The sequence below is a fragment of the Thioclava sediminum genome (assembly GCF_002020355.1).
GTDB classification, from domain to species: Bacteria; Pseudomonadota; Alphaproteobacteria; order Rhodobacterales; family Rhodobacteraceae; genus Thioclava; species Thioclava sediminum.
Genome location: NZ_MPZV01000001.1, coordinates 705,369 through 725,693, shown reverse-complemented (window position 1 = coordinate 725,693; position 20,325 = coordinate 705,369). Strand labels below are relative to the sequence as shown.

The window sequence follows — 20,325 nt, the reverse complement described above, 5'->3', positions numbered from 1 at the left end:
GCGCTGCCGCTTGCCATTTCCCCTCCCGCGCGTTGAGATGCGCGGCAAAGGAGCCCCGATGGATCACCGCAGTTTCAAGACCCCGGCGCAGATTTTCGTCGACCTCGCGGAGGGCAATCCACAGCGTCGCATGGCTTTCGATCCCGCGCAGCGGCGCGCGGCGCTGCAGGCGCTCTCGCGCGCGATCCACGATTGCGAAGCGGAGATCCTCGCGGCGCTGGCGGAGGATTTCGCTAAGCCCGAGGCCGAAATTCGCCTGACCGAGATCCTGCCCGTTCAGGCCGAGATTTCGCACGCGCTGCGCCACCTGAAGACGTGGACGAAGGTCCGCCGGGTGCGCCCGACCCGCGCCATGCTGGGCACCCGCGCGCGGATCGTGCCCGAGCCGAAGGGCACCGCGCTGATCATCGCGCCGTGGAATTACCCGCTGGCACTGTCGCTCGGTCCGCTGGTTTCGGCCATCGCGGCGGGCTGCGCCGCCATCGTCAAACCGTCCGAGCTGGCCCCGGCCAGCGCCGCCGTGATCGCGCAGATCGTGGAGGAGGCGCTGCCCGCCGATCTCGTGCGCGTGGTGCAGGGCGGGGTCGAGGTCAGTCAGGAACTGCTCGACCAGCCTTTCGATCATATCTTCTTCACCGGCTCGCCGCGCGTGGGCAAGATCGTGATGGCGGCGGCGGCGAAGCATCTGACGTCGGTGACGCTGGAATTGGGGGGAAAATCCCCGGTCATCGTCGGCCCCGGTGCGGACCTGAAAAAGGCCGCGCGGATGATCGCCTGGGGCAAGTTCGCGAATGCCGGTCAGACCTGCATCGCCCCTGATCACGTCTATGTCGCCAAGCAGATCGAGGCCCCGTTTCTGGCCGAGCTGAAAGCCGCGATCGCGCGGATGTATGGCAAGACGGAAGAGGCGCAGGCGGCCTCGCGCGACCTCGCGCGGATCATCAACCCGGATCATTTCGCGCGCCTGATGGGCATGATCGAGAGCGCGCAATCCGCTGGCGCAAAGGCGCTGACCGGGGCCACCAGCGAGGCCGCGAGCCGCTATATCGCGCCCACCGTCCTGATGGGCACCGACCCGTCGATGCGCGTCGAACAGGAGGAGATTTTCGGCCCCGTTCTGCCGGTCATTCCGTTCGACGATGCGGCGGATGTGGTGGCGCGGATCGAGGCCGGGCCGAAGCCGCTCGCCCTTTATATCTTCGAGCGCGACCGCGGATTGATCGACCGGCTGCGCCGCGCGACCAGTTCCGGCGCGGTGGGCGTCAATGTCGCGCTGGTCCATTACCTGCACCAGAACCTGCCCTTCGGCGGGATCGGGAATTCGGGTGTCGGGGCGGCGCATGGCCATTGGGGCTTCGAGGCCTTCACCCATCTCAAGCCTGTGCTCGAGAACCGGTTCGCGCCGCTTGCGATGCTGATGCCGCCCTATCGGAGCGGACGCATGGCGAAGCTTGCCCAGAAATTCCTGCGCTAAGTCCGACTGCAGATTTCACGCGTGATCGCGTTCCGCCACAAGCCCGTGTAATCGCTCCGGTTGGCGAAATCGCGCCCTAGTTGAACCCTTGTGATTAATAAGAAACAGGGGATTAACCAATGGCATCAACAGAAACGATGGCCGGAGGAGGCAAACTGCGGCGTGACGCCGGGGTCATCGGGCTGCTCTTTGCCTCCACCACCTCCATGATCGGCTCGGGCTGGCTCTTCGGGGCCTATCACGCCTCGAAAATCGCGGGGCCGCTCTCGGTCTGGTCCTGGGTGATCGGGGCGGCGATCATCATGCTGATCGCGCTGTGCTTTGCCGAACTCTCCACGATGTTCTCCAAATCCGGCGCGCTCGTCCATATGAGCCATGCGAGCCACGGCGCGACGCTGGGCCGGCTCTGGGGCTGGATGCTGTTTCTCAGCTATGCGCCGGTGCCTGCGGTCGAGGCCGAGGGGATCGTGACCTATGCCAACAACTACCTGCCCTATTTCCTGCGCGGAGACGGGTCGGGCACGCTGACGCTGGTGGGATTCATCACCTCCGCGCTGCTCCTGAGCGTGCTGGCACTGCTGAACCTGCTCGCGATCAAGGCGCTGCTGAAGGTGAATAACACCGTCACGTGGTGGAAGATCGCCGTGCCGCTGATCACCGTGGTCGGCCTGATCGCGGCCTCGTCCCATTGGGGCGTCTGGCATGCGGCACCGGGCACCTACAAGGCGCAGGGCATGTTCACCGCCATTCCCGCCGCAGGGATCGTGTTCTCCTTCCTTGGCTTCCGCACCGCGATCGACCTGGGCGGCGAGAGCGCCAATCCGGGCCGCAATATCCCGATGGCGGTGATCGGCTCGGTCATTCTCGCCGCGATCGTCTATATTCTGCTACAGGTGGCCTTCATCATGGCGCTCTCACAGGGCGATCTGGCGAATGGCTGGGCGTCGTTGAGCTTCAAAGGCTCCGCTGGTCCCTTCGCCGGTCTCGCGGCGACGCTGGGCATGGGATGGCTGGCGCTGCTCCTTTACGTCGACGCTTATGTCTCTCCCGGCGGGACGGGGCTGATCTACGTCACCGGCGGCTCGCGTATCCTCTATGCGGTGGGTGACACCGAGAGTGGGCCGAGCGCACTGACCCACACGACCCGCCACGGCGTTCCGTGGCTGGCGGTTGCGGTGATGTGGGCCGTGGGCGTGTTCTTCCTGCTGCCCTTCCCGGCATGGCAGCTGCTGGTGGGCTATATCAGCTCGATCACGGTTCTGACCTACGGCCTCGGTCCGATCGTCCTGATGGTGCTGCGTCGCAGCCAACCCGATGCCGAGCGCGCCTTCCGCCTGAAAGGGGCGGAAATCCTCGCGCCGCTGGCCTTCATCGCGTCGAACCTCGTGATCTACTGGACGGGTTTCTACACCGACTCGATCCTGTTCGGGATGCTGCTCGGGGGTTTCGCGGTCTATGCGGTCGTCTTCCACGTCGTGCAGAAGAAATCCGCCTCCGAGTTCGGCTGGGGGCATATCGGCTGGCTGGCGCTGTGGTTCGGCGGGCTTTGGGTGATCACCGGACTCGGCACCTCGGATCACGCGCTCAATGTGCTGAACTTCTGGAGCGGGATGGGCCTCGTCGCGGTGTGGTCGCTGGTGGTAATCTGGTTCGCGCTGCGCGCGGCTCTGCCCGCCGAGGAGACCGGCGCGCTGATGGAGCGTATCCAGCGCGGTAACTGAGCCTTTGCGAGATGACAAAAGGGCGCGCGGGGATACTCGCGCGCCTTTCTTATGTCCGCTTCACCTTCCAGCGGCGATGGATCCAGAGCCATTGCTCCATGTGCTTGAGGATCATCTCCTCCAGCCCGTCATTGAGCGTCTGCGTCATCGCCTCGGGGGTGCTGTGCGGCACGGGCTTGTCGGCATAGATCTTGAAGTTGAGCCCGTCGGGCTGCCGGATCGCGTAGATCGGCACCAGATCGGCTTTCATCTTCAGCGCCATTTCCGCCGCCGACAGCGGCGTGCGCGCGGGTAGGCCGAAGAAGCTCAGTTCCGCGCCCTTGTTGAAATGCTGGTCGAAGCCGAAGGCGACCATTCCGCCGTCGCGCAGGAATTTCATCATGTCGCCCAGCCCCCGGCGCGAGCGCGAGAACAGCGGCTCTGCGATGGCCGAGATGGTCGAGACATATTGCTCGTTGAAGAGCGGGTTGTTCATCGGGCGGTAGATCGCGCCGACCCGGTAGCCGCGCCCGGCCAGCGCCGCGCGCCACGCGTCGTAATTGCCGAAATGGCCTGCCGCGAGGACGACGGGGCGACCCTCGCGATGGGCGGCCTCCAGCGTCTCGGCGCCGGGGCCCTCGATCGGCAGATCGTGCACGCGGGCCACGAATTCCTCGCCGGAATAAATCTCCGCCAGCATCCGGCCCAGATTGTCGGGCATCTCGCGCTGCAGCCGCTTGATTTCGTCTTCGGACAGATCCGGGCAGGCGATACGTAGGTTCTCGCGGATTTTGCGGGTGAAGCCGAGGATCGGGGCGAGCCGCGCGACCATCCGCCCCGCTGCGGGGATACGCCGCTCGTAGGGCAGGCGCTGGACCAGCCGCATCACCGCCACGAAAAGGGCATTCGAGGCGCGGTCGGACAGGGTGGGTTCGCGGTTCTTCATCGTGTCGAGTGTCAGGCTCTGGCTTGGCGCGCGGCACGGCGCTCACGCGACCAGACATAGAGGCCAGCCCCCACGATCACAAGCGCCCCGGCAATCGTGAACCCGTCGGGAAACTGCCCAAACATCAGCCAGCCCCAGAAGGACGCGAACAGCAGCCCCGAGTAACCGAAGGGTGCGAGCGTCGAGGCTTCGGCCAGCGCGAAGGCGCGGATCAGCAGAAACTGAGACAGGCTGCCCGCAAGCCCGAGACCGAGGAAAACCCAGAGATCGGACAGCGCGATCGGCTGCCAGATGAAGGGCAGGGCGAGCGACGAAAGCGCAAGCCCGGTAAAGGCGGACCAAAGCTGCGAGGTGGCCGCGCTATCGCCGCGCAGGTGGCGCGTCAGCAGCACCGCGCCCGCGAAGCTGAAGGCGGCCAGCAGCGCCAGAAACGCCGCCGGATGCAGCCCGCCGAAACCCGGACGCAGGATGATCATCGCGCCCATGAAGGCCGCCAGAATGCCGAAAATGCGGTGCGGGCCCAGCCGCTCGCCCAGAAACAGCGCCGCGCCCAGCGTCACGATCACCGGGTTGAGATCGCCAAGCGCGGTGGCGGTGGCCAGCGGCACATGTTTCAGCGCGTAGAAGAAGGCCACGATCGCGCCCATCTGGAACAGCGCCCGGCCCAGCTGGAACTTCGGCTGCGCGCTGCGGAGCCTGCGCGGCAGGCTGCCGCGATAGATGAAGGCGAGCACGGCGGCATTCACCGCGAAGCGCGCCCAGACGATCAAGAGCGGGTGATAGCCTTGCCCGAGAAGCTTCGCGAAAGCGTCCATCAAAGTCAGCATAGAGAACGCGCCGAGCATCAGCGCGATCCCCATCCCGGGACGATCGCCCTCGGGATGTGAAGAGGGGGCCACGCCGGGCCCCCTCGCAGTCGCTTTCAACCCGGGCAGAGCCATCAGAGGAGGCTCTTGACCTTCTCGGCCACGGCCTCGGGGGTGATCCCGAACTTCTCGTAAAGCTCACCTGCGGGGGCGGAAGCGCCGAAGCCCTCCATGCCCACGAAGCCGGCTTTCGCCTCGCGGCCACGCTCGCCCAGAAGCCAACGGTCCCACGGCTGGCGCACGGCGGCCTCGACGGCCACACGGACCGAGTTCGGCGGCAGCACGCGCTTGCGGTAGGCCTCGTCCTGCTCGGCGAACAGCTCCATGCAGGGCATCGACACGACACGGGTGCCGATCGCTTCCTTCTGCAGCAGCTCGCGGGCTTTGATCGCGATTTCCACTTCCGAGCCGGTCGCCATCAGGATCACCTGACGCTTGCCGTCGGCCTCGGCCAGAACATAGGCGCCGCGTGCGGTGAGGTTCTGCGGCTTGTACTCGGTGCGCAGCGTCGGCAGACCCTGACGCGACAGCGCCAGAACCGAGGGCGTGCCCTCTTGGTTCATCGCGATTTCCCACGCCTCGGCGGTCTCGATGACATCGGCGGGGCGGAAGGTCAGCGTGTTCGGCGTCGCGCGGCAGATTGCCAGATGCTCGACCGGCTGGTGGGTCGGGCCGTCTTCGCCCAGACCGATGGAGTCATGGGTCATGACGTAGACGGTCGGCACTTTCATCAGCGCCGACAGACGCATCGCGCCGCGCGCGTAGTCGGTGAAGCAGAAGAACGTGCCGCCATAGGGGCGCACGCCGCCATGCAGCCACTGGCCATTCATCGCAGCCGCCATGCCGTGCTCGCGGATACCGTAATGGATGTAGCGGCCCTTGCGGTTCTCCGGGTTGAAGACCGTCATGTCCTTCGACTTGGTCAGGTTCGAGCCAGTGAGGTCGGCCGAGCCGCCGATGGTCTCGGGGCAGGCGGCGTTGATCACGCCCAGCACCATCTCGGACGCCTTGCGGGTCGCGACTTTCGGCGCGGCTTCGGCCTGCTCTTTCTTGAACTTGCGGATCGCGCCGGTCAGCTTCTTCGAGACGCCGCCTTCCATGATGCGGGTGAACTCGGCCTGCTTGTTGGCCGAGAGCTTGCCGAAGCGCTCTTCCCATTCGCCACGCTCTGCCGCGCCGCGGGTGCCGATCGCTTCCCATTGCGACTTCACGTCTGCGGGGATTTCGAACGGACCGTGATCCCAGCCGTAGATCGCCTTGGTGCGCGCGATTTCCTCGTCGCCCAGCGGCGAGCCGTGGGCCGAGTAGCTGTCGGCCTTGGTGGGCGCACCGAAGCCGATGATGGTCTTGCAGTCGACCAGAACCGGACCCTTGGCTTTCTTCGCCTTGGTCAGCGCCTCGTCGATGGAGGCCGGATCGTGGCCGTCGCAGGCAAACACCGTCCAGCCCGACGCCTCGAAGCGCTTGCGCTGGTCGGTCTTGTCGGACATCGACACGCGGCCGTCGATGGTGATGTCGTTATTGTCCCACAGCACGATCAAGTTCGACAGTTCCTGCATCCCGGCAAGGCCGATCGCCTCCTGGGAGATGCCTTCCATCAGGCAGCCGTCGCCTGCGATGACCCAGGTGCGGTGATCGACGAGCTTTTTGCCCCATTGGGCGCGCAGCGCCTCTTCGGCGATGGCCATGCCGACCGAAGTCGCGAGGCCCTGGCCGAGTGGGCCGGTCGTGGTCTCCACCGCGTCGAGCAGGAAATTCTCGGGGTGGCCCGCGGTCAGAGCGCCCGACTGGCGGAAGTTCTTGATCTGGTCGAGCGTCACCTGCTCGTCGCCGCAGAGATAGAGCAGCGAGTAGATCAGCATCGAGCCGTGACCCGCCGACAGGATGAACCGGTCGCGGTCAGCCCATTTCGGGTTCTTCACGTCGAATTTCAGGTGGTTCTGGAACAGAACGGTCGCGACATCGGCCATGCCCATCGGCATGCCGGGGTGACCGGAATTTGCGGCCTGTACCGCATCCATCGCCAGTGCGCGGATCGCGGAGGCAAGTTTCCAATGCTCAGGATGGGCGGCGCGCAGCTCTTCGATTTCCATGAAACGTCCTTTCGCGGGGCAGCTGTTGGATGGGTCCGCGCCCCTGATAGCAGGGATCGGCCCAAGATCAAGCGCGGCCCACAAGTGCTTGGGGCAAAAGGGTGGGCTTGCCCTGTCGCAAAAGGTTAGACTTAACGAAACTCGCAGTCGGCCGCGATTCGGTCATGGCAAGCGAAAAACATGAGGACGAGGAGGCGCGTATGAGTGACATAGCCGAATACGAACGCCGCATCGCTTTCGCGCTAGAGCGGATCGGGCGCGGGGTCGAAGCGCTCAAGCAGCGCGAAGCATTGCAGGCGCAAGCAGCGCAGGATGCCACGCACCAGCCCGAGCCGGAGACCGCGCCGCCCGCCGAGGCGGAATTGCCCCCCGTGCCGGAGGCACCACCCGAAGCGATTGCCGATCCGGGGGAAGTGGCCGAGCTGAAAGCCGCGCTCGCCGCCGAGCAGGAAGCCAATGCGCAACTCTCCGAACGCGTCCGCGCGATCCGCGAGAAACAGGACACCACGCTGGGCGCGATGGAGCGCAAATACGGCGCCGCCGTGCGCGCGCAGGAAGCCGCTTTCAAGGAAGTCGCAGCGCTCAAGCAAGCCAACGCGGCGCTGGTCGCGGCCAATCGCAAGCTGATGGACGAGGGCGTGGCCTTCTCCGAGGAGGCGCTGATGGCCGAGTTGCAAAGCCTGCGCGCCGCGCGCGATGGCGAGAGCGCCGAGCTGGAGCAGATCATCGCGGGTCTCGACCCGATCATCGAAGCGGCGAACCGCGAGGAGGAGACCGATGCCTGAGGTGACGATTTCCATCGGCGGCCGCGATTTTCAGGTCGCCTGCCAAGAAGGTGAAGAACATTTCCTGCGCTCCGCCGCCGGGATGCTCGACAGCGAGGCGCAGGTGCTTCTGGGCCAGATCGGGCGGGTGCCCGAGAACCGGATGCTGCTGATGTCGGGGCTGATGCTGGCCGACAAGGCTGCGGGCATCGAGGACCAGCTTCGCGACGCGATGAATCGTCTGGGCGAATTGCAGGCGAAGATCGACGAGCTGCAGTCGAACCCGGCGCATGTCGAAGTGCCGATCGTGCCGCCCGAAGTGACCGAAACGCTGGCTGAGATCGCCGCGCGCGCGGAGTCGCTTGCCGACCGGGTCGAGGACGACGCGTGAGGCGGGCGCTGTTTGGCGCGGCGTTCGCATGCGTCGCGCTGGCGGGACCGGTCGCGGCGCAAGACGCTGCGCAGGGTGCAGCCCCGGATAGCGGGTCGGTGGAGCGGTTGGAGCCGCTCAACCCGACAACCGGAGATGCCGTTCAGCCGGTGGTGACCGCCACCTATCATTGCGAGCGCGGCGCGGAAGTGCACGCGGCCTACATCAATGACACCGATCCCCAGCGCGTCGCCCTGTTCCTGCAGGGACGGCTCGTGGTGATGAGCCATGTCCGCTCTGCCGACGGCGCGAAATATGCCGAGGATGGCGAAGGCGAGGCGGGCTATGTCTGGTGGACGAAGGGCCACGGCGCGATGCTCGACTGGATCGCCGAGGATGGCGAGGCGCAACCGCTGTTCCGCGCCTGTCAGGAAGACTGAGGGCCGCAACGCGATACGCGCGGCGGCCCTGAAGAAGTCGTGTCAGAAGAACGGAAAGCGTCGCGCGCTTACTCGGCCGCCTTCATCTCGAAACCCTTCTCCAGCTGATCCGACGGCGTGATCGGATACTCGCCCGAGAAGCAGGCATCGCAATATTGCGGGCAGGAATTGTCGCGGCCCTCCGCCTCGCCCACGGCGCGATACAGCCCGTCGAGCGAAATGAATTTCAGGCTGTCCACGCCGACCCAGTCGCGCATCTCTTCTTCGGTCATCTGCGCCGCCAGCAGTTTGTCGCGGTTGGGCGTGTCGACGCCGTAGAAGCACGGCCATGCGGTCGGCGGCGAGGCGATACGGAAATGCACCGACTTCGCGCCCGCATCGAGGATCATGTCCTTGATCTTGCGCGAGGTGGTGCCGCGCACGACCGAGTCGTCGACAAGGACCACCCGCTTGCCGCGAATGAGCGACTTGTTGACGTTGAGCTTGAGGCGCACGCCCATGTTGCGGATCTGCTCGGTCGGCTCGATGAAGGTGCGGCCCATATACTGGTTGCGCGTGATCCCGAGCGCGAAGGGGATGCCGCTTTCCTGACTGTAGCCGATTGCCGCCGGGGTGCCGCTGTCGGGCACCGGGCAGACCAGATCGGCCTCGACCGGGGCCTCGCGGGCCAGCTCGACGCCGATCGCGCGGCGGGTCTCATAGACCGAGCGGCCGCCGATCATGCTGTCGGGGCGCGAGAAATAGACATGCTCGAAGATGCAGAAGCGGCCGGTGGAGGGGCCGAAGGGGCGCGAGCTCTCAATATGGCCGTCCTGAATGACGACCATCTCGCCCGGATCGATCTCGCGGACGAAGTCCGCACCGATGATGTCGAGCGCGCAGGTCTCCGAGCTCAGCACATAGCCATGCTCGCCCAGCTTGCCCAGCACCAACGGGCGCACGCCCAGCGGGTCGCGCACGCCGATCAGCTTGGTCCGCGTCATCGCGACGATCGAGAAGGCGCCTTCCACGCGGCGCAGCGCATCGGCGATCCGGTCGGCATGCTTGCGCTGGATCGAGCGCGCCATCAGGTGGATGATGCATTCGCTGTCCGACGACGACTGGAAGATCGCGCCGCGTTCGATCAGCTCGCGGCGCAGCGCGTCGGCATTGGTCAGGTTGCCGTTATGGGCGACCGCGCAGCCGCCCATCGAGAACTCGCCGAAGAAGGGCTGGATGTCGCGGATCACCGCACCTTTGGAGCCGGCGGTGGAGTAACGAACATGGCCGATGGCGACATCGCCCGGCAGCGTTTCCATCAGGCTCGACTTGGTGAAGTTGTCGCGGACATAGCCGAAACGGTGGGCCGAGTTGAAGCCGGTGGCGGCGTCATGGGCGACGATGCCGCCCGCTTCCTGACCGCGGTGTTGGAGGGCGTGAAGACCGAGGGCCACGAAATTCGCGGCGTCGGAAATGCCGACAACACCGAAGACGCCGCATTCTTCCTTGAGCTTGTCGTCGTCGAAAGGGTGGGCGTAGTGGGTCTTCTGGGCGGCGGGGCAGGACATGGCATCAGCTCCGAATGACGCAAGGGGAGGGCGCTTTGGCCCATTTATAGACAAACGCGAGAGGTGTTAACCCCTCGCGCCTGTAAAACCGTCATGTGACTGACATCAATTGTCGGTCGCCGGAGGCAGTTCATCCGTCCGGGCCGGGGCATCCGCGCCCGGAGGGGCGGGGCAGGCGGCCACAAGTTGTTCGTAACGCTGAACGATCCAGCCGGGTGCATCGGCGGGCATCGATTCGTCGAGCTGGCCCGAGGCGCGCGAGAACACTTTGGCCGAACGCGAGTCGTCGACCACCGGCACGGGATCGTTACTCATCACGCGGTCATAGACCACGAAGGCCACCGCCACGAGGACCACCCCGCGCAGCACGCCGAACAGGAAGCCCAGACCCTGGTCGATCCCGCCAAGCGCCGAGCGTTGCACGGCCGAGGCGAAGAGCGGCGTGAGGATCGAGAACACGACCAGCGCCACGGCGAAGACCACCGCGAAGCCGCCGATCATGCCCAGCTCGCAGCTTTGGCCGATAAACTTGTCGAGGCCTGGGATCTGCTGCACCAGAGGGCGTGCCTCGTTGGCGAAGATATAGGCGACGATCGCCGCTGCGATCCAGCCGACGATGGCCAGCGCCTCGCGCACGAAGCCACGCGAATAGGCGAGGATCGCCGAAAGAATGATGACGACCGCCACGATGGCATCGACAATGGTGAACCCGTCCATTTGCGCTCCTGTGTTCTCGGCGTTAACCGGCGCCGAACATCTCCCCGGTAAATGTCACGAGATCGCCCAGCTTGCGCAGGGACATCCCGCTCGACCCTTCGGCTTTCGTTCCCGAGGGTGCGATCGCTTGTGAAAAACCAAGTTTCGCCGCTTCTTTCAACCTGTTTTCCGCTTGACCCACGGGACGCAGCGCGCCCGACAGGCTGATTTCCCCGAAAATCACCATGTCCGCAGGCAGTGCCACATCTTCGCGCGCGCTAAGAAGCGCGGCGGCGGCGGCGAGGTCCGCTGCTGGCTCCACCACTTTCATGCCGCCCGCCACATTGAGGAACACGTCGAGCCCCGCAAACGGGATGCCACAGCGCGATTCCAGCACCGCGAGAATGGTCGAAATCCGTCCGCTATCGAGCCCGACCACGGTGCGGCGCGGCGAGGCGAGCGTGGACGGTGCAACCAGCGCCTGAATCTCTGTCAGCACCGGTCGCGTGCCTTCGATTCCTGCGAAAACCGCCGAGCCCGGTGCGGGTTGGCCGCGCTCGGACAGGAACAGCGCGGAAGGGTTGGCGACCTCGGCCAGACCCGCGCCGGTCATCTCGAAGACGCCGATCTCGGAAGCCGGGCCGAAGCGGTTCTTCACCGCGCGCAGAATGCGGAACTGGTGGCCGCGCTCGCCTTCGAAATAGAGCACCGTGTCGACCATATGCTCGATTACGCGCGGGCCCGCGATCTGGCCTTCCTTGGTGACGTGGCCGACCAAGATGACGGCGGTGCCGCGCTTTTTGGCGAAGCTCACCAATTCGTGTGCGGCGGCGCGCAACTGGCTCACCGATCCCGGCGCGCTGTCGACATTGTCCGACCACATCGTCTGGATCGAATCGATGATCACGAGGTCGGGACGTTCGGTCTCCAGCGTCGTCAGGATGTCGCGAAGGGACGTTTCCGCGCCCAGACCGACCGGCGCATCGGCAAGGCCGAGCCGTTGGGCGCGCATCCGCACCTGGCTCGCCGCTTCCTCGCCCGAGATATAGAGCGCCTTCACGCCTTTGCGGGCGAAGCTGGCCGTCGCTTGCAGCAGAAGCGTCGATTTCCCGATGCCCGGATCGCCGCCGACCAGAACGGCAGAGGCCGCGACCAGACCGCCGCCCAAGACACGGTCCAACTCTTCCATGCCCGATTTCACGCGGGCAGGCGGGGTTTCCTTCGTGTCGAGCGCGGTGAGCGGGATCACCTTGCCCTTCGCGCCCTTCATGCCAGAGCCGGGCGTGGTCGAGATCGGCGCTTCCTCGTGGATCGAGTTCCACGCGCCGCAGGCGTCGCAACGCCCGGACCATTTGGCATGCGTCGCGCCGCATTCGGCACAGCGGAAGATCGCGGATTGCTTGGCCATAAGGTCAGCTACGTTCCAGATTGGCGGCGATCAGGCTCGCACATTGCTCGGGATGGGTGGCGGGCAGCATATGACCGGCGCCCTCGACGCAGGCCACGCCCACGTCCGGAAGACGCGCAGCGATCGCCTCGGCAACCTTCGGCATCGTCGCGGGCGAGCGGTCGCCATGGATGATCATTGCAGGCGCGTCGATCTGCTCGATCCCATCGGGCCGGGCGATCTGCGCCGGATCCTCGAAATTGGCGCGGGAGATATTCTCGACCATCGGCATGCACGCGGTGAAGCGCTCGCGCTGCGTCTCGGAATAGCTGTCCCACGGCTGGCCGGTGCCCCAATCGCGCATGAAGCCGCGCGCGGCGGGCTCGTAATCGCCCGCTTCCATCAATTGCTCGAAATGGTCCTGCTTGGCCCGCAGATCCTGCCAATCCGGGTCGTCCTCGGGGAGCGCCGCGAACAGGACCGGCTCGATCAACGTCAGCGAGCGCACGGCCTCTGGCGCGCCCACCGCGATGCGCAGCGCGACCGAGGCGCCGAAACTATGCCCGATCAGGTCCACGGGGCGCTCTATGAAGCTGGCCGCGATGCGGGTTACCTGCGTCTGGAAACCGCCCGGCTCGCTCACATCGCCGCGCCACGGCGCGGATTGCCCGTGGCTCGGCTGATCGAAGGCGACGGCGTGGATCTGCTGGCCCAGCGGCGTCAGCGCCTTCGCCCAGAGGTTCGAGCTGCCCAACGTGCAATGGATCGCGATCGCCGGACGCTCGCCCTGACCGAAGCTCTGCCAGAAGACTTCGGCCCCTTGTCGTTGGTCTCTCGGCATTCAGAGCGTCCCCAGGTAGTCGTCGAGCAGCTCCAGATGATCCTGCCCCCAGAACCGCTCATCCGTATCGGTCACGATATAGAAGGGCGAGCCGAAGACCCCGGCCTCGACCGCCTCCTCGAGATTCTTCTCATAGGTGACCGCGCCGTCGAAGAGGCCCGTGGTCGCCAGATTGCCGTCAAAGCCATTGGCTTCCAGCGCTTCACGGATCACCTCGTCCGAGGCGATATCTTTATCCTCGGCCCAGCAGGCGCGCAGGATTGCGTTGACCAGCCCGCCGACATCGCCGCCGCCCGCTTTTTGCGCTGCGATGATCGCGTAAGAGGAGGGCGCGGGGTTCGGCGGATAGCCGGGCGGGGTGGTGTTCATTTCCATCCCGAGCCGCTTCGACCAGCGCTTGAGCTCCTGCATCCGGTACTCCATCCGGCTCTGGTGGCGCTGCGCCGGGCGCACCCCGCCGGTGCGGTCGAACAGGCCCAGAAGGTCGAGCGGTTTGTAAGTCACGTCAGCGCCATGACGCGCCGCGATCTCTTCGAATCGCGGGCCGCCAAGGTAGGCCCAGGGGCTGAACGTGCCGAAATAGTAGTCGATGCGTGCCATTCATAACACTTTCTTGACAGTCGAAATTGCCGCCACGCTACCCCGGTGCTAAGGCAGGCGCAATCAAGCGAATCCCGCCGGCACTGACCGGCGTCACGAAGGAACTGGCCCATGTCCGTCGTCACTGAACCGAAGCTCATCTCCGGAAATTCCAACAAACCGCTCGCGCAATCCATCGCGCGGCGCATGTCGATGCATCGCGGCATGTCCGTCGGTTTGGTGGATGCGCGGGTCGAGCGTTTCAACGATGGCGAGATCTTCGTCGAGGTTTTCGAGAACGTCCGCGGCGAGGATATGTTCATCATCCAGCCGACCTCGAACCCGGCCAATGACAACCTGATGGAGCTGCTGATCATCACCGACGCGCTCAAACGCTCTTCGGCCGATCGCATCACCGCCGTGATCCCCTATTTCGGCTATGCCCGTCAGGATCGCCGCACCAAGGCCCGCACGCCGATTTCGGCCAAGCTGGTCGCGAACCTGCTGACCGAAGCCGGCGTCGACCGCATCCTGACGCTCGACCTGCACGCAGCCCAGATCCAGGGCTTCTTCGACATTCCGGTGGACAACCTCTACGCCTCGCCGGTCTTCGCGCTCGATATCCTGCACAACTTCAAAGGCCAGACCGACGATATCATGGTCGTCTCGCCCGACGTCGGCGGCGTGGCCCGCGCGCGTGAGCTGGCCAAGCGGATCGACGCACCGCTCTCCATCGTCGACAAGCGCCGCGAGAAGGCGGGCGAAGTGGCTGGTATGACCGTGATCGGCGACGTGAAGGGCCAGAAATGCATCATCGTCGACGACATGGTCGACACGGCAGGCACGCTGTGCAAGGCCGCCGATCTGCTGATGGAGCACGGCGCGACCGAGGTTCACGCCTATATCTCCCACGGCGTCCTGTCGGGCCCGGCGGTCGAGCGCGTGACCAATTCGGCGCTGAAATCGCTGGTGATCACCGACTCGATCGAGCCGACCGACGCCGTGAAAGCTTGCCCGAACATCCGCATCGTGCCGACCGCGCCGATGTTCGCGCAGGCGATACTCAACACTTGGTCGGGCACGTCTGTGTCGTCGCTCTTCGAGACCGACACGCTCGTCCCGATCTACGAGGGCATGTATACCCGCGACTGATCCGCGGTTCGCCCGAGACAAGAAAAAGGCCCGGATCTAAGCGATCCGGGCCTTTTTCATTGCGCCCGATCCCGAGCGCCGGGTTACGAGGCTTTCTTGAGCGCCTTCTTCGCCTCTTTCAGCTTCTTTTCCTGACGCTCGACCTTGGCCTTGCGCGTCTTCACTTCCTGCTTCAGCTCCTTGAGCTTCGCTTTCTTCGCCATGATCCGGCTCCTCCGTGTCAATCCCTAGCCTCTGCATCGTGCGGCAACGGTCCCGCGATGTATAGGGCCGGGCGTCGAAGCTATTGTTTTCGCGTCGGCCAAAGGTCGGGCTGGACAGCGCCGCGTGGCGCGGCGATGACTTGAGCATGCGCCTATTCGCTCTCACCGCCCTCGTCATGGTCGCCTTCGCGGCCAATTCGGTGCTCAACCGGATGGCGGTGCATGATGCGGGCTGGGGACCGGCTGCGACAGGCTTCGTACGGCTTGCCTCGGGGGCGCTGGTGCTGCTGATCCTCGCGATCCGGGCGAAGGGCGTACGCGGACTGCGCCTGCCGGGCGCGGTGCTGGGCGCCGGCGTCGCGACGCTGGCGCTTTATATCTTCGGGTTTTCCATTGCGAGCGGGCTGATCGACGCGGGCGTCGGCGCGCTGACGCTGTTCGGGATGGTGCAGATCACCATGTTCGCGGGCGCCCTGTGGCTGCGCGAGGCGATCTCGCTCTGGCGCTGGATCGGGGCGGGGCTGGCCTTTGCGGGGCTGGCGGTTCTGCTGCTGCCTGCCTCGGGGGCGGCCCATATCGACCCGCGCGGATTTGCGATGATGGCGCTCGCCGGGATCGGCTGGGGGCTCTATTCGCTCAACGGACGACGCGCGACCGATCCGCTGGTCGCCACCGCGCTCAACTTCGCACTCGCCACGCCGCTTGCGCTGATCTGGATGCTGAGCGCGGGCGATTGGGGGCAGGGGGCAAGCTGGGGCTGGACACCCGCGATCCTCTCGGGCGCGGTCACCTCGGGGCTGGGCTATGCGCTCTGGTATCGCGTGCTGCCGCAAATCCCCGCGAGCCTCGCCGCCATCGCTCAACTCTCCGTGCCCTTGATCGCCGCGCTGGGCGGAGCGGTGCTGCTGGCCGAAATCCCCTCGGTACGCTTCTGGCTGGCCGCGGCGCTGGTGATCGGCGGGATCGCCCTCTCGCTGAGGCGAAAAACCTGAGCGCATCTCTCGGATTTTCGGGCCGGAAACGGCTTGACCTCGGAACCTCCAGCGCTTCTTTAGTGTTTGACACACGTACCTTCGAACTAATGAGAGGACATCATGGCTTTTGAACTTCCCGATCTTCCCTATGCCCACGACGCACTCGCGGATCTCGGCATGTCGAAGGAAACCCTCGAATATCACCACGACATTCACCACAAGGCCTATGTCGATAACGGCAACAAGGCGATTGCCGGTACCGAATGGGAAGGCAAGTCGGTCGAAGAGATCGTGAAGGGCACCTACCAGCCGAACGCGGTTGCGCAGAGCGGCGTCTTCAACAACGCCTCGCAGCATTGGAACCACACCCAGTTCTGGGAAATGATGGGTCCGGGCAACTCGGCGATGCCGAGCGAGCTGGAAAAGGCGCTGACCGAAAGCTTCGGCTCGGTCGACAAGTTCAAGGAAGACTTCGCCGCCGCAGGCGCGGGCCAGTTCGGCTCGGGCTGGGCATGGCTGGTGAAGGACACCGACGGTTCGCTGAAAGTGACCAAAACCGAGAACGGCGTGAACCCGCTGTGCTTCGGTCAGACCGCGCTTCTGGGCTGCGACGTGTGGGAGCACTCCTACTACATCGACTTCCGCAACAAGCGCCCCGCCTACCTGTCGAACTTCCTCGACAAGCTGGTGAACTGGGAAAACGTCGCTTCGCGCATGTAATTTCCGCGAAACGAATGAATTGGAAGGGCGTCCTGCGGGGCGCCCTTTTTCGTTTTTGTACCCGTGATGATTGCCGGAACGGAAAGCCTGCAAAGCAGGAACCGCGACCCTGCCAAATCGGTTTTCTTGACAGCTACCAGAAACCAAGAGGAGGATGTGATGGCAGAGCGTATTCGTTCCAAGGACGGCAAGCGCGAAACCGAAGAGGTCCTCGGCGAGAAGCCCGAGAATATCGAGACGCCGGAAGGGCAAGGCAGCTCGGGCGGGAACCTCAATCGCAAGGTCGGCACCCGCGACGAGAAGAAACGCCTGGATGAGACTTCGGCAGGCGCGACCCGTCCGTTGGGCGGTGACGAGCGCGACAGCGGTGAAAAGGAGAAGATGTGATGACCAAGCTTTCCAAAGGCACCTGGGTTGTGATCGCGGATGGCGAGAAAGCGCTGTTTCTCGAAAACATGATGGACGAGCAGGATCCCAACCTCGTCGTGCGCCGCATCGACGAGCAGGAGAACCCGCCGGATCACGAGCAGGGCACCGACAGCCCCGGACGTATGGCCGATGACGGCCCCGGCCATCGCTCGGCCTTCCAGGAGACCGACTGGCACGAGCTGGCGAAGATGCGCTTCGCCGACGATCTGGCCGAGCGGCTCTACAAAATGGTCCATAAGGGCCGGATCGAGCGGCTGGTGATCGTTGCGGCGCCGCGCGTCCTGGGCGAAATCCGCTCTGCACTGCATAAGGAAGTCTCCGACGTGGTGGTGGCCGAGATCGACAAGACGCTGACCAACCACCCGCGCGACGAGATCGAAAAGCTGGTGAAGGAAGAGCTCGCGACCGCGTAATCCGCGCCTCGCCAAGATGACAGGAAAAGCGCCGTGCGGGTTTTCGCGCGGCGCTTTTTCATAGGAGATTTGGGAAGGAAGTGGGGGCTTTGCGGTGGTGTCCGAGCGCCACGGACGGCTCAACTAAATATTTTTTCGGACGATTCCGAACAAAAGAAAACGCCGCGCGAGACCCGCGCGGCGTTCGTTGGATGGGGAGGGAAGAGGCGGTTCAGTCGTCGCTCTCGAGGCTCTGTTTGAGCGTCTCGATATCGGGGTCGCTTGCGCGCGGCACGATCCGATAGACCGCGTTGACGAAGCAGAACACGGAGAACCCGAGAAGGCCTACGCAGATCGCCCCGGTGAGGAACTGCCCGAACGGGTGTCCGCGTAGCCATTCGAACACCTTGCCAAGCCCGCCCGCGCTGGAGGGATCGTAGCTATAGGCCGCATAGACGATCAGCGCGCCCATGATCGCGATTACGACGCCCTGCGCCGCAAGCCCCGCCTGCAGCACGATATTGGCACGCCGGGTGACCTCGTTGGCTTTCAGGTGCTTCAGATAGGCCTTGGTGATCCCCTTATAGAGGTAGTAGCCACCCGCGCCGATCACGATCAGCCCGATGACGCCAAGCGCGATGCGCCCCATCGGTGCGCTCAGGATCGTGGAGACCAGCTTGCTCGTCCCGTTGTCGCCGCTGGCGCGCGCGACCAGTGCTGTCACCGCAATGCCGCCGATGCCCAAATGCACGAGGCCACTTACGACGAGGCCGATCCGCGCGAACCAGCCTTTGATGTCATCGCCATAGGCTTCGAGGTCCCAAACCGCATCGACTACACGCCAGATCGCATAAGCCGCCATGCCGAGGGCGATGGCGACCAGCACCACGGCGCCCCAGCCGCTCGACAGCTTCTGCAGCACCTGCTTGGTGCCCTCGGCGCTGCCGCCATGAAACAGCGACCAGAGCGATACGCCGGCGACGACGAGATAGACCAGCCCGCGCCCCCCGTAGCCCGTGCGCATCACGGGCACTGCCCAAGCGAAATCGTCGGGGTCGTGGCTGTCTGTAGCGGACATTGGCGGTCTCTCTCGGTACTGTGAATTGACGCAGACCCAATGCGTGGACAAGCGCACAGGTTCCCGTGAGGCGCGGCCTTTCCTTTCGCCCGCCAATCGGTCAGGGTCTCGCGGTTGAGAGAAGGGAATTTCGATGAACGAGGCGGTCAAGGGCTTCTGGGCGATGGTGACGGCCTGCGTCATCTGGGGGCTGTCGGGCCTCTATTACAAAATGCTCGACGGGATGCCGCCGATCGAGGTGCTTGCCCATCGCACGCTCTGGTCCTTCCTGTTCTTCGCCGTGATCCTCGGGCTGAAAGGCCGCCTTGGCGAGCTTTGGATCGCGCTGGCGGAACGTCGCGGGCGCGGAACGCTGGTGATCGCGACAGCGGCGTTTATGATCTCGGCGAACTGGTTCACCTTCATCTGGTCGGTCCATTTCGGCCATGCGGTGCAGGCGTCACTCGGCTATTACATCTTCCCGCTCGTCGCCGTCGTCCTCGGGCTGATCGTCTATCGCGAGGCGCTGAGCACGCGGCAATGGATGGCGGTCGCGCTGGCGGCCACGGCGGTCATCGTCCTGACGATCGGGCTGGGCGTGGCGCCTTGGGTCTCGCTGATCCTTGCCGCGACGTTCGGCACTTACGGGCTGATCAAGAAGGGGCTGCGCGCGGGGCCGATGGTCTCGGTCTGCGCCGAGGTGCTGCTGCTCTCGCCCGTCGCGCTGATTGTGCTCTGGGGCTATCACGCGGGCTGGTGGGGCAATGCGCCCGGTGCAGGCCATTTCGGCGGCGACTGGAAGACGACGCTGCTTCTGATCTTCTCCGGCCCGCTGACCGGTACGCCCTTGCTGCTGTTCGCCTATGCGGCGCAGCGCGTGCGGATGGCGACCGTGGGGCTGGTGCAATATCTCAACCCGACACTGCAATTCGCGGTGGCGACGCTTGCCTTCGGCGAGACGGTCACGATCTGGCACGCGATTGCGCTGGGGCTGATCTGGACGGCGCTCGCGCTCTATTCCAGCGCCAACCTGCGGATGCGCCGCCCGCAGCCTGCGGCACAGCCCGCCACGCAGCGCGGTTTAGGCGAAAGCTGAGACGAGCGCGCTTTCCAGCTCCGCCACGCTATCGACCGTCACGACCAGCTCGCGCAGCGACGCATCCGCGAAGCCCTCGCCGATGATATGGTCGATCAGCGCCTCGAGCGGGGCCCAGTAGCCCTCGATATTGAGCAGATAGATCGGCTTCTCATGCAGGCCGATCTGGCGCCATGTCAGCACTTCGAACAGCTCATCGAGCGAGCCCGCACCGCCCGGCAGCACCACCACCGCATCGGCATTCATGAACATCACCTTCTTGCGCTCGTGCATCGTCTCGGTGACGACGAAGGTGGTCAGGTCGCGCTTGCCGACCTCGCGCGGGAAGAGATGCTCGGGGATCACGCCGAAGGTGCGCCCACCCGCGGTTTGCGCCGCGCGCGCGACCTCTCCCATCAGCCCGACATCGCCCGCGCCGTAGACCAGCTGCCAGTCGCGCGCGGCGAGCATCTCTCCGGTTTCCTGCGCTGCTGCCGCATAAGCAGGCTTCGCGCCCGAACGAGAGCCGCAATAGACACAGACGGAACGGGGAAGGGTCATGACGGTGTCTCCGAAAATGCATTGTTATTGAGCGGTGATACCGGGGTTGCTAAGTTCCC

Annotated in this window: 21 protein-coding genes; 11 read left to right on the top strand and 10 right to left on the bottom strand. The window is 65.0% G+C overall.

All coding sequences use genetic code 11. The features are described 5' to 3' along the window. Window positions 1–58 precede the first annotated feature (58 nt). The gene (locus BMI91_RS03040; protein ID WP_078603913.1) at window positions 59–1,474 is read left to right on the top strand and encodes an aldehyde dehydrogenase family protein; all 1,416 of its coding nucleotides are present in this window, start codon (window positions 59–61) and stop codon (window positions 1,472–1,474) included. A gap of 119 nt (window positions 1,475–1,593) precedes the next feature. Next, on the top strand, window positions 1,594–3,195 hold the full coding sequence (locus BMI91_RS03035; protein WP_078603912.1) for an APC family permease: 1,602 nt from the start codon (window positions 1,594–1,596) through the stop codon (window positions 3,193–3,195). A gap of 49 nt (window positions 3,196–3,244) precedes the next feature. Here the strand turns inward: BMI91_RS03035 and BMI91_RS03030 are convergent, their stop codons facing one another. Genes BMI91_RS03030 through tkt form a run of 3 tightly spaced genes read right to left on the bottom strand, consistent with a single transcriptional unit; the run spans window position 3,245 to window position 7,079 of the window. Continuing rightward, on the bottom strand, window positions 3,245–4,120 hold the full coding sequence (locus tag BMI91_RS03030) for a lysophospholipid acyltransferase family protein (RefSeq protein ID WP_078546331.1): 876 nt from the start codon (window positions 4,118–4,120) through the stop codon (window positions 3,245–3,247). Between the two features lie 11 nt (window positions 4,121–4,131). Further along, a complete protein-coding gene (locus tag BMI91_RS03025; protein ID WP_158522073.1) occupies window positions 4,132–5,019 on the bottom strand; it encodes a DMT family transporter in 888 nt (295 codons plus the stop codon). Between the two features lie 41 nt (window positions 5,020–5,060). Beyond that, window positions 5,061–7,079 carry a transketolase gene (tkt, locus tag BMI91_RS03020; protein ID WP_078603911.1) on the bottom strand — a complete coding sequence of 673 codons (2,019 nt, stop codon included), beginning with the start codon at window positions 7,077–7,079 and terminating at the stop codon, window positions 5,061–5,063. 200 nt (window positions 7,080–7,279) lie between these two features. Between tkt and BMI91_RS03015 the strand changes: the two genes are divergently transcribed. The 3 genes from BMI91_RS03015 to BMI91_RS03005 are packed head-to-tail and all read left to right on the top strand — an operon-like array spanning window position 7,280 to window position 8,653. Further along, window positions 7,280–7,864: a hypothetical protein gene (locus tag BMI91_RS03015; protein WP_146684000.1), complete on the top strand. Its 585-nt coding sequence runs from the start codon at window positions 7,280–7,282 to the stop codon at window positions 7,862–7,864. Beyond that, window positions 7,857–8,234, top strand: a complete 378-nt coding sequence (locus BMI91_RS03010) for a cell division protein ZapA (protein ID WP_078569416.1) — start codon at window positions 7,857–7,859, stop codon at window positions 8,232–8,234. Before BMI91_RS03015 ends, BMI91_RS03010 begins: the two co-directional genes overlap by 8 nt. Next, on the top strand, window positions 8,231–8,653 hold the full coding sequence (locus tag BMI91_RS03005) for an MliC family protein (protein ID WP_078603909.1): 423 nt from the start codon (window positions 8,231–8,233) through the stop codon (window positions 8,651–8,653). Before BMI91_RS03010 ends, BMI91_RS03005 begins: the two co-directional genes overlap by 4 nt. Before the next feature lie 68 nt (window positions 8,654–8,721). Here the strand turns inward: BMI91_RS03005 and purF are convergent, their stop codons facing one another. The 5 genes from purF to BMI91_RS02980 form a co-directional block, all read right to left on the bottom strand. After that, entirely contained in the window at window positions 8,722–10,200 is a 1,479-nt protein-coding gene (gene purF, locus BMI91_RS03000) for an amidophosphoribosyltransferase (protein ID WP_078539679.1), read from the bottom strand. A 105-nt stretch (window positions 10,201–10,305) separates the two neighbouring features. Next, window positions 10,306–10,917: a CvpA family protein gene (locus BMI91_RS02995; RefSeq protein ID WP_078519607.1), complete on the bottom strand. Its 612-nt coding sequence runs from the start codon at window positions 10,915–10,917 to the stop codon at window positions 10,306–10,308. Between the two features lie 22 nt (window positions 10,918–10,939). Further along, window positions 10,940–12,304, bottom strand: a complete 1,365-nt coding sequence (gene radA / locus BMI91_RS02990) for a DNA repair protein RadA (RefSeq protein ID WP_078603908.1) — start codon at window positions 12,302–12,304, stop codon at window positions 10,940–10,942. Between the two features lie 4 nt (window positions 12,305–12,308). Further along, entirely contained in the window at window positions 12,309–13,124 is an 816-nt protein-coding gene (locus BMI91_RS02985) for an alpha/beta fold hydrolase (RefSeq protein ID WP_078603907.1), read from the bottom strand. After that, a complete protein-coding gene (locus BMI91_RS02980) occupies window positions 13,125–13,724 on the bottom strand; it encodes a 2-hydroxychromene-2-carboxylate isomerase (protein ID WP_078603906.1) in 600 nt (199 codons plus the stop codon). 111 nt (window positions 13,725–13,835) lie between these two features. Here BMI91_RS02980 and BMI91_RS02975 point away from each other — a divergent pair, with 111 nt between their 5' ends. From BMI91_RS02975 to BMI91_RS02955, 5 genes are all read left to right on the top strand, one after another. After that, complete coding sequence (locus BMI91_RS02975; RefSeq protein ID WP_078519603.1) at window positions 13,836–14,855, top strand: ribose-phosphate pyrophosphokinase; 1,020 nt, start codon at window positions 13,836–13,838, stop codon at window positions 14,853–14,855. Window positions 14,856–15,204: 349 nt separating this feature from the next. Continuing rightward, complete coding sequence (locus BMI91_RS02970) at window positions 15,205–16,050, top strand: DMT family transporter (protein ID WP_078603905.1); 846 nt, start codon at window positions 15,205–15,207, stop codon at window positions 16,048–16,050. A 102-nt stretch (window positions 16,051–16,152) separates the two neighbouring features. Further along, complete coding sequence (locus tag BMI91_RS02965) at window positions 16,153–16,752, top strand: superoxide dismutase (RefSeq protein ID WP_078546351.1); 600 nt, start codon at window positions 16,153–16,155, stop codon at window positions 16,750–16,752. A gap of 159 nt (window positions 16,753–16,911) precedes the next feature. Continuing rightward, window positions 16,912–17,139, top strand: coding sequence for a hypothetical protein (locus tag BMI91_RS02960; RefSeq protein WP_078519600.1), 228 nt, complete (start codon window positions 16,912–16,914; stop codon window positions 17,137–17,139). Further along, a complete protein-coding gene (locus BMI91_RS02955; protein WP_078519599.1) occupies window positions 17,139–17,594 on the top strand; it encodes a baeRF12 domain-containing protein in 456 nt (151 codons plus the stop codon). Before BMI91_RS02960 ends, BMI91_RS02955 begins: the two co-directional genes overlap by 1 nt. Before the next feature lie 211 nt (window positions 17,595–17,805). Here the strand turns inward: BMI91_RS02955 and BMI91_RS02950 are convergent, their stop codons facing one another. Further along, window positions 17,806–18,651, bottom strand: a complete 846-nt coding sequence (locus tag BMI91_RS02950) for a DUF1206 domain-containing protein (protein ID WP_078603904.1) — start codon at window positions 18,649–18,651, stop codon at window positions 17,806–17,808. A gap of 133 nt (window positions 18,652–18,784) precedes the next feature. Here BMI91_RS02950 and rarD point away from each other — a divergent pair, with 133 nt between their 5' ends. After that, complete coding sequence (gene rarD / locus BMI91_RS02945; RefSeq protein WP_078603903.1) at window positions 18,785–19,726, top strand: EamA family transporter RarD; 942 nt, start codon at window positions 18,785–18,787, stop codon at window positions 19,724–19,726. Here the strand turns inward: rarD and BMI91_RS02940 are convergent. Beyond that, complete coding sequence (locus BMI91_RS02940) at window positions 19,712–20,266, bottom strand: LOG family protein (RefSeq protein WP_078519596.1); 555 nt, start codon at window positions 20,264–20,266, stop codon at window positions 19,712–19,714. The genes rarD and BMI91_RS02940 overlap by 15 nt on opposite strands. Window positions 20,267–20,325: the final 59 nt, after the last annotated feature.

Bases quoted from the DNA above. Each gene is read 5' to 3' on its own strand.
- tkt (WP_078603911.1), bottom strand. From the start codon at position 7,079: ATGGAAATCGAAGAGCTGCGCGCCGCCCATCCTGAGCATTGGAAACTT.
- BMI91_RS02980 (WP_078603906.1), bottom strand. From the start codon at position 13,724: ATGGCACGCATCGACTACTATTTCGGCACGTTCAGCCCCTGGGCCTAC.
- BMI91_RS02975 (WP_078519603.1), top strand. From the start codon at position 13,836: ATGTCCGTCGTCACTGAACCGAAGCTCATCTCCGGAAATTCCAACAAA.
- rarD (WP_078603903.1), top strand. From the start codon at position 18,785: ATGAACGAGGCGGTCAAGGGCTTCTGGGCGATGGTGACGGCCTGCGTC.
- purF (WP_078539679.1), bottom strand. From the start codon at position 10,200: ATGTCCTGCCCCGCCGCCCAGAAGACCCACTACGCCCACCCTTTCGAC.
- BMI91_RS02955 (WP_078519599.1), top strand. From the start codon at position 17,139: ATGACCAAGCTTTCCAAAGGCACCTGGGTTGTGATCGCGGATGGCGAG.
- BMI91_RS03040 (WP_078603913.1), top strand. From the start codon at position 59: ATGGATCACCGCAGTTTCAAGACCCCGGCGCAGATTTTCGTCGACCTC.
- BMI91_RS02965 (WP_078546351.1), top strand. From the start codon at position 16,153: ATGGCTTTTGAACTTCCCGATCTTCCCTATGCCCACGACGCACTCGCG.
- BMI91_RS02970 (WP_078603905.1), top strand. From the start codon at position 15,205: ATGCGCCTATTCGCTCTCACCGCCCTCGTCATGGTCGCCTTCGCGGCC.
- BMI91_RS03010 (WP_078569416.1), top strand. From the start codon at position 7,857: ATGCCTGAGGTGACGATTTCCATCGGCGGCCGCGATTTTCAGGTCGCC.
- BMI91_RS02950 (WP_078603904.1), bottom strand. From the start codon at position 18,651: ATGTCCGCTACAGACAGCCACGACCCCGACGATTTCGCTTGGGCAGTG.
- BMI91_RS03030 (WP_078546331.1), bottom strand. From the start codon at position 4,120: ATGAAGAACCGCGAACCCACCCTGTCCGACCGCGCCTCGAATGCCCTT.
- BMI91_RS02985 (WP_078603907.1), bottom strand. From the start codon at position 13,124: ATGCCGAGAGACCAACGACAAGGGGCCGAAGTCTTCTGGCAGAGCTTC.
- radA (WP_078603908.1), bottom strand. From the start codon at position 12,304: ATGGCCAAGCAATCCGCGATCTTCCGCTGTGCCGAATGCGGCGCGACG.
- BMI91_RS03015 (WP_146684000.1), top strand. From the start codon at position 7,280: ATGAGTGACATAGCCGAATACGAACGCCGCATCGCTTTCGCGCTAGAG.
- BMI91_RS02960 (WP_078519600.1), top strand. From the start codon at position 16,912: ATGGCAGAGCGTATTCGTTCCAAGGACGGCAAGCGCGAAACCGAAGAG.
- BMI91_RS02940 (WP_078519596.1), bottom strand. From the start codon at position 20,266: ATGACCCTTCCCCGTTCCGTCTGTGTCTATTGCGGCTCTCGTTCGGGC.
- BMI91_RS02995 (WP_078519607.1), bottom strand. From the start codon at position 10,917: ATGGACGGGTTCACCATTGTCGATGCCATCGTGGCGGTCGTCATCATT.
- BMI91_RS03035 (WP_078603912.1), top strand. From the start codon at position 1,594: ATGGCATCAACAGAAACGATGGCCGGAGGAGGCAAACTGCGGCGTGAC.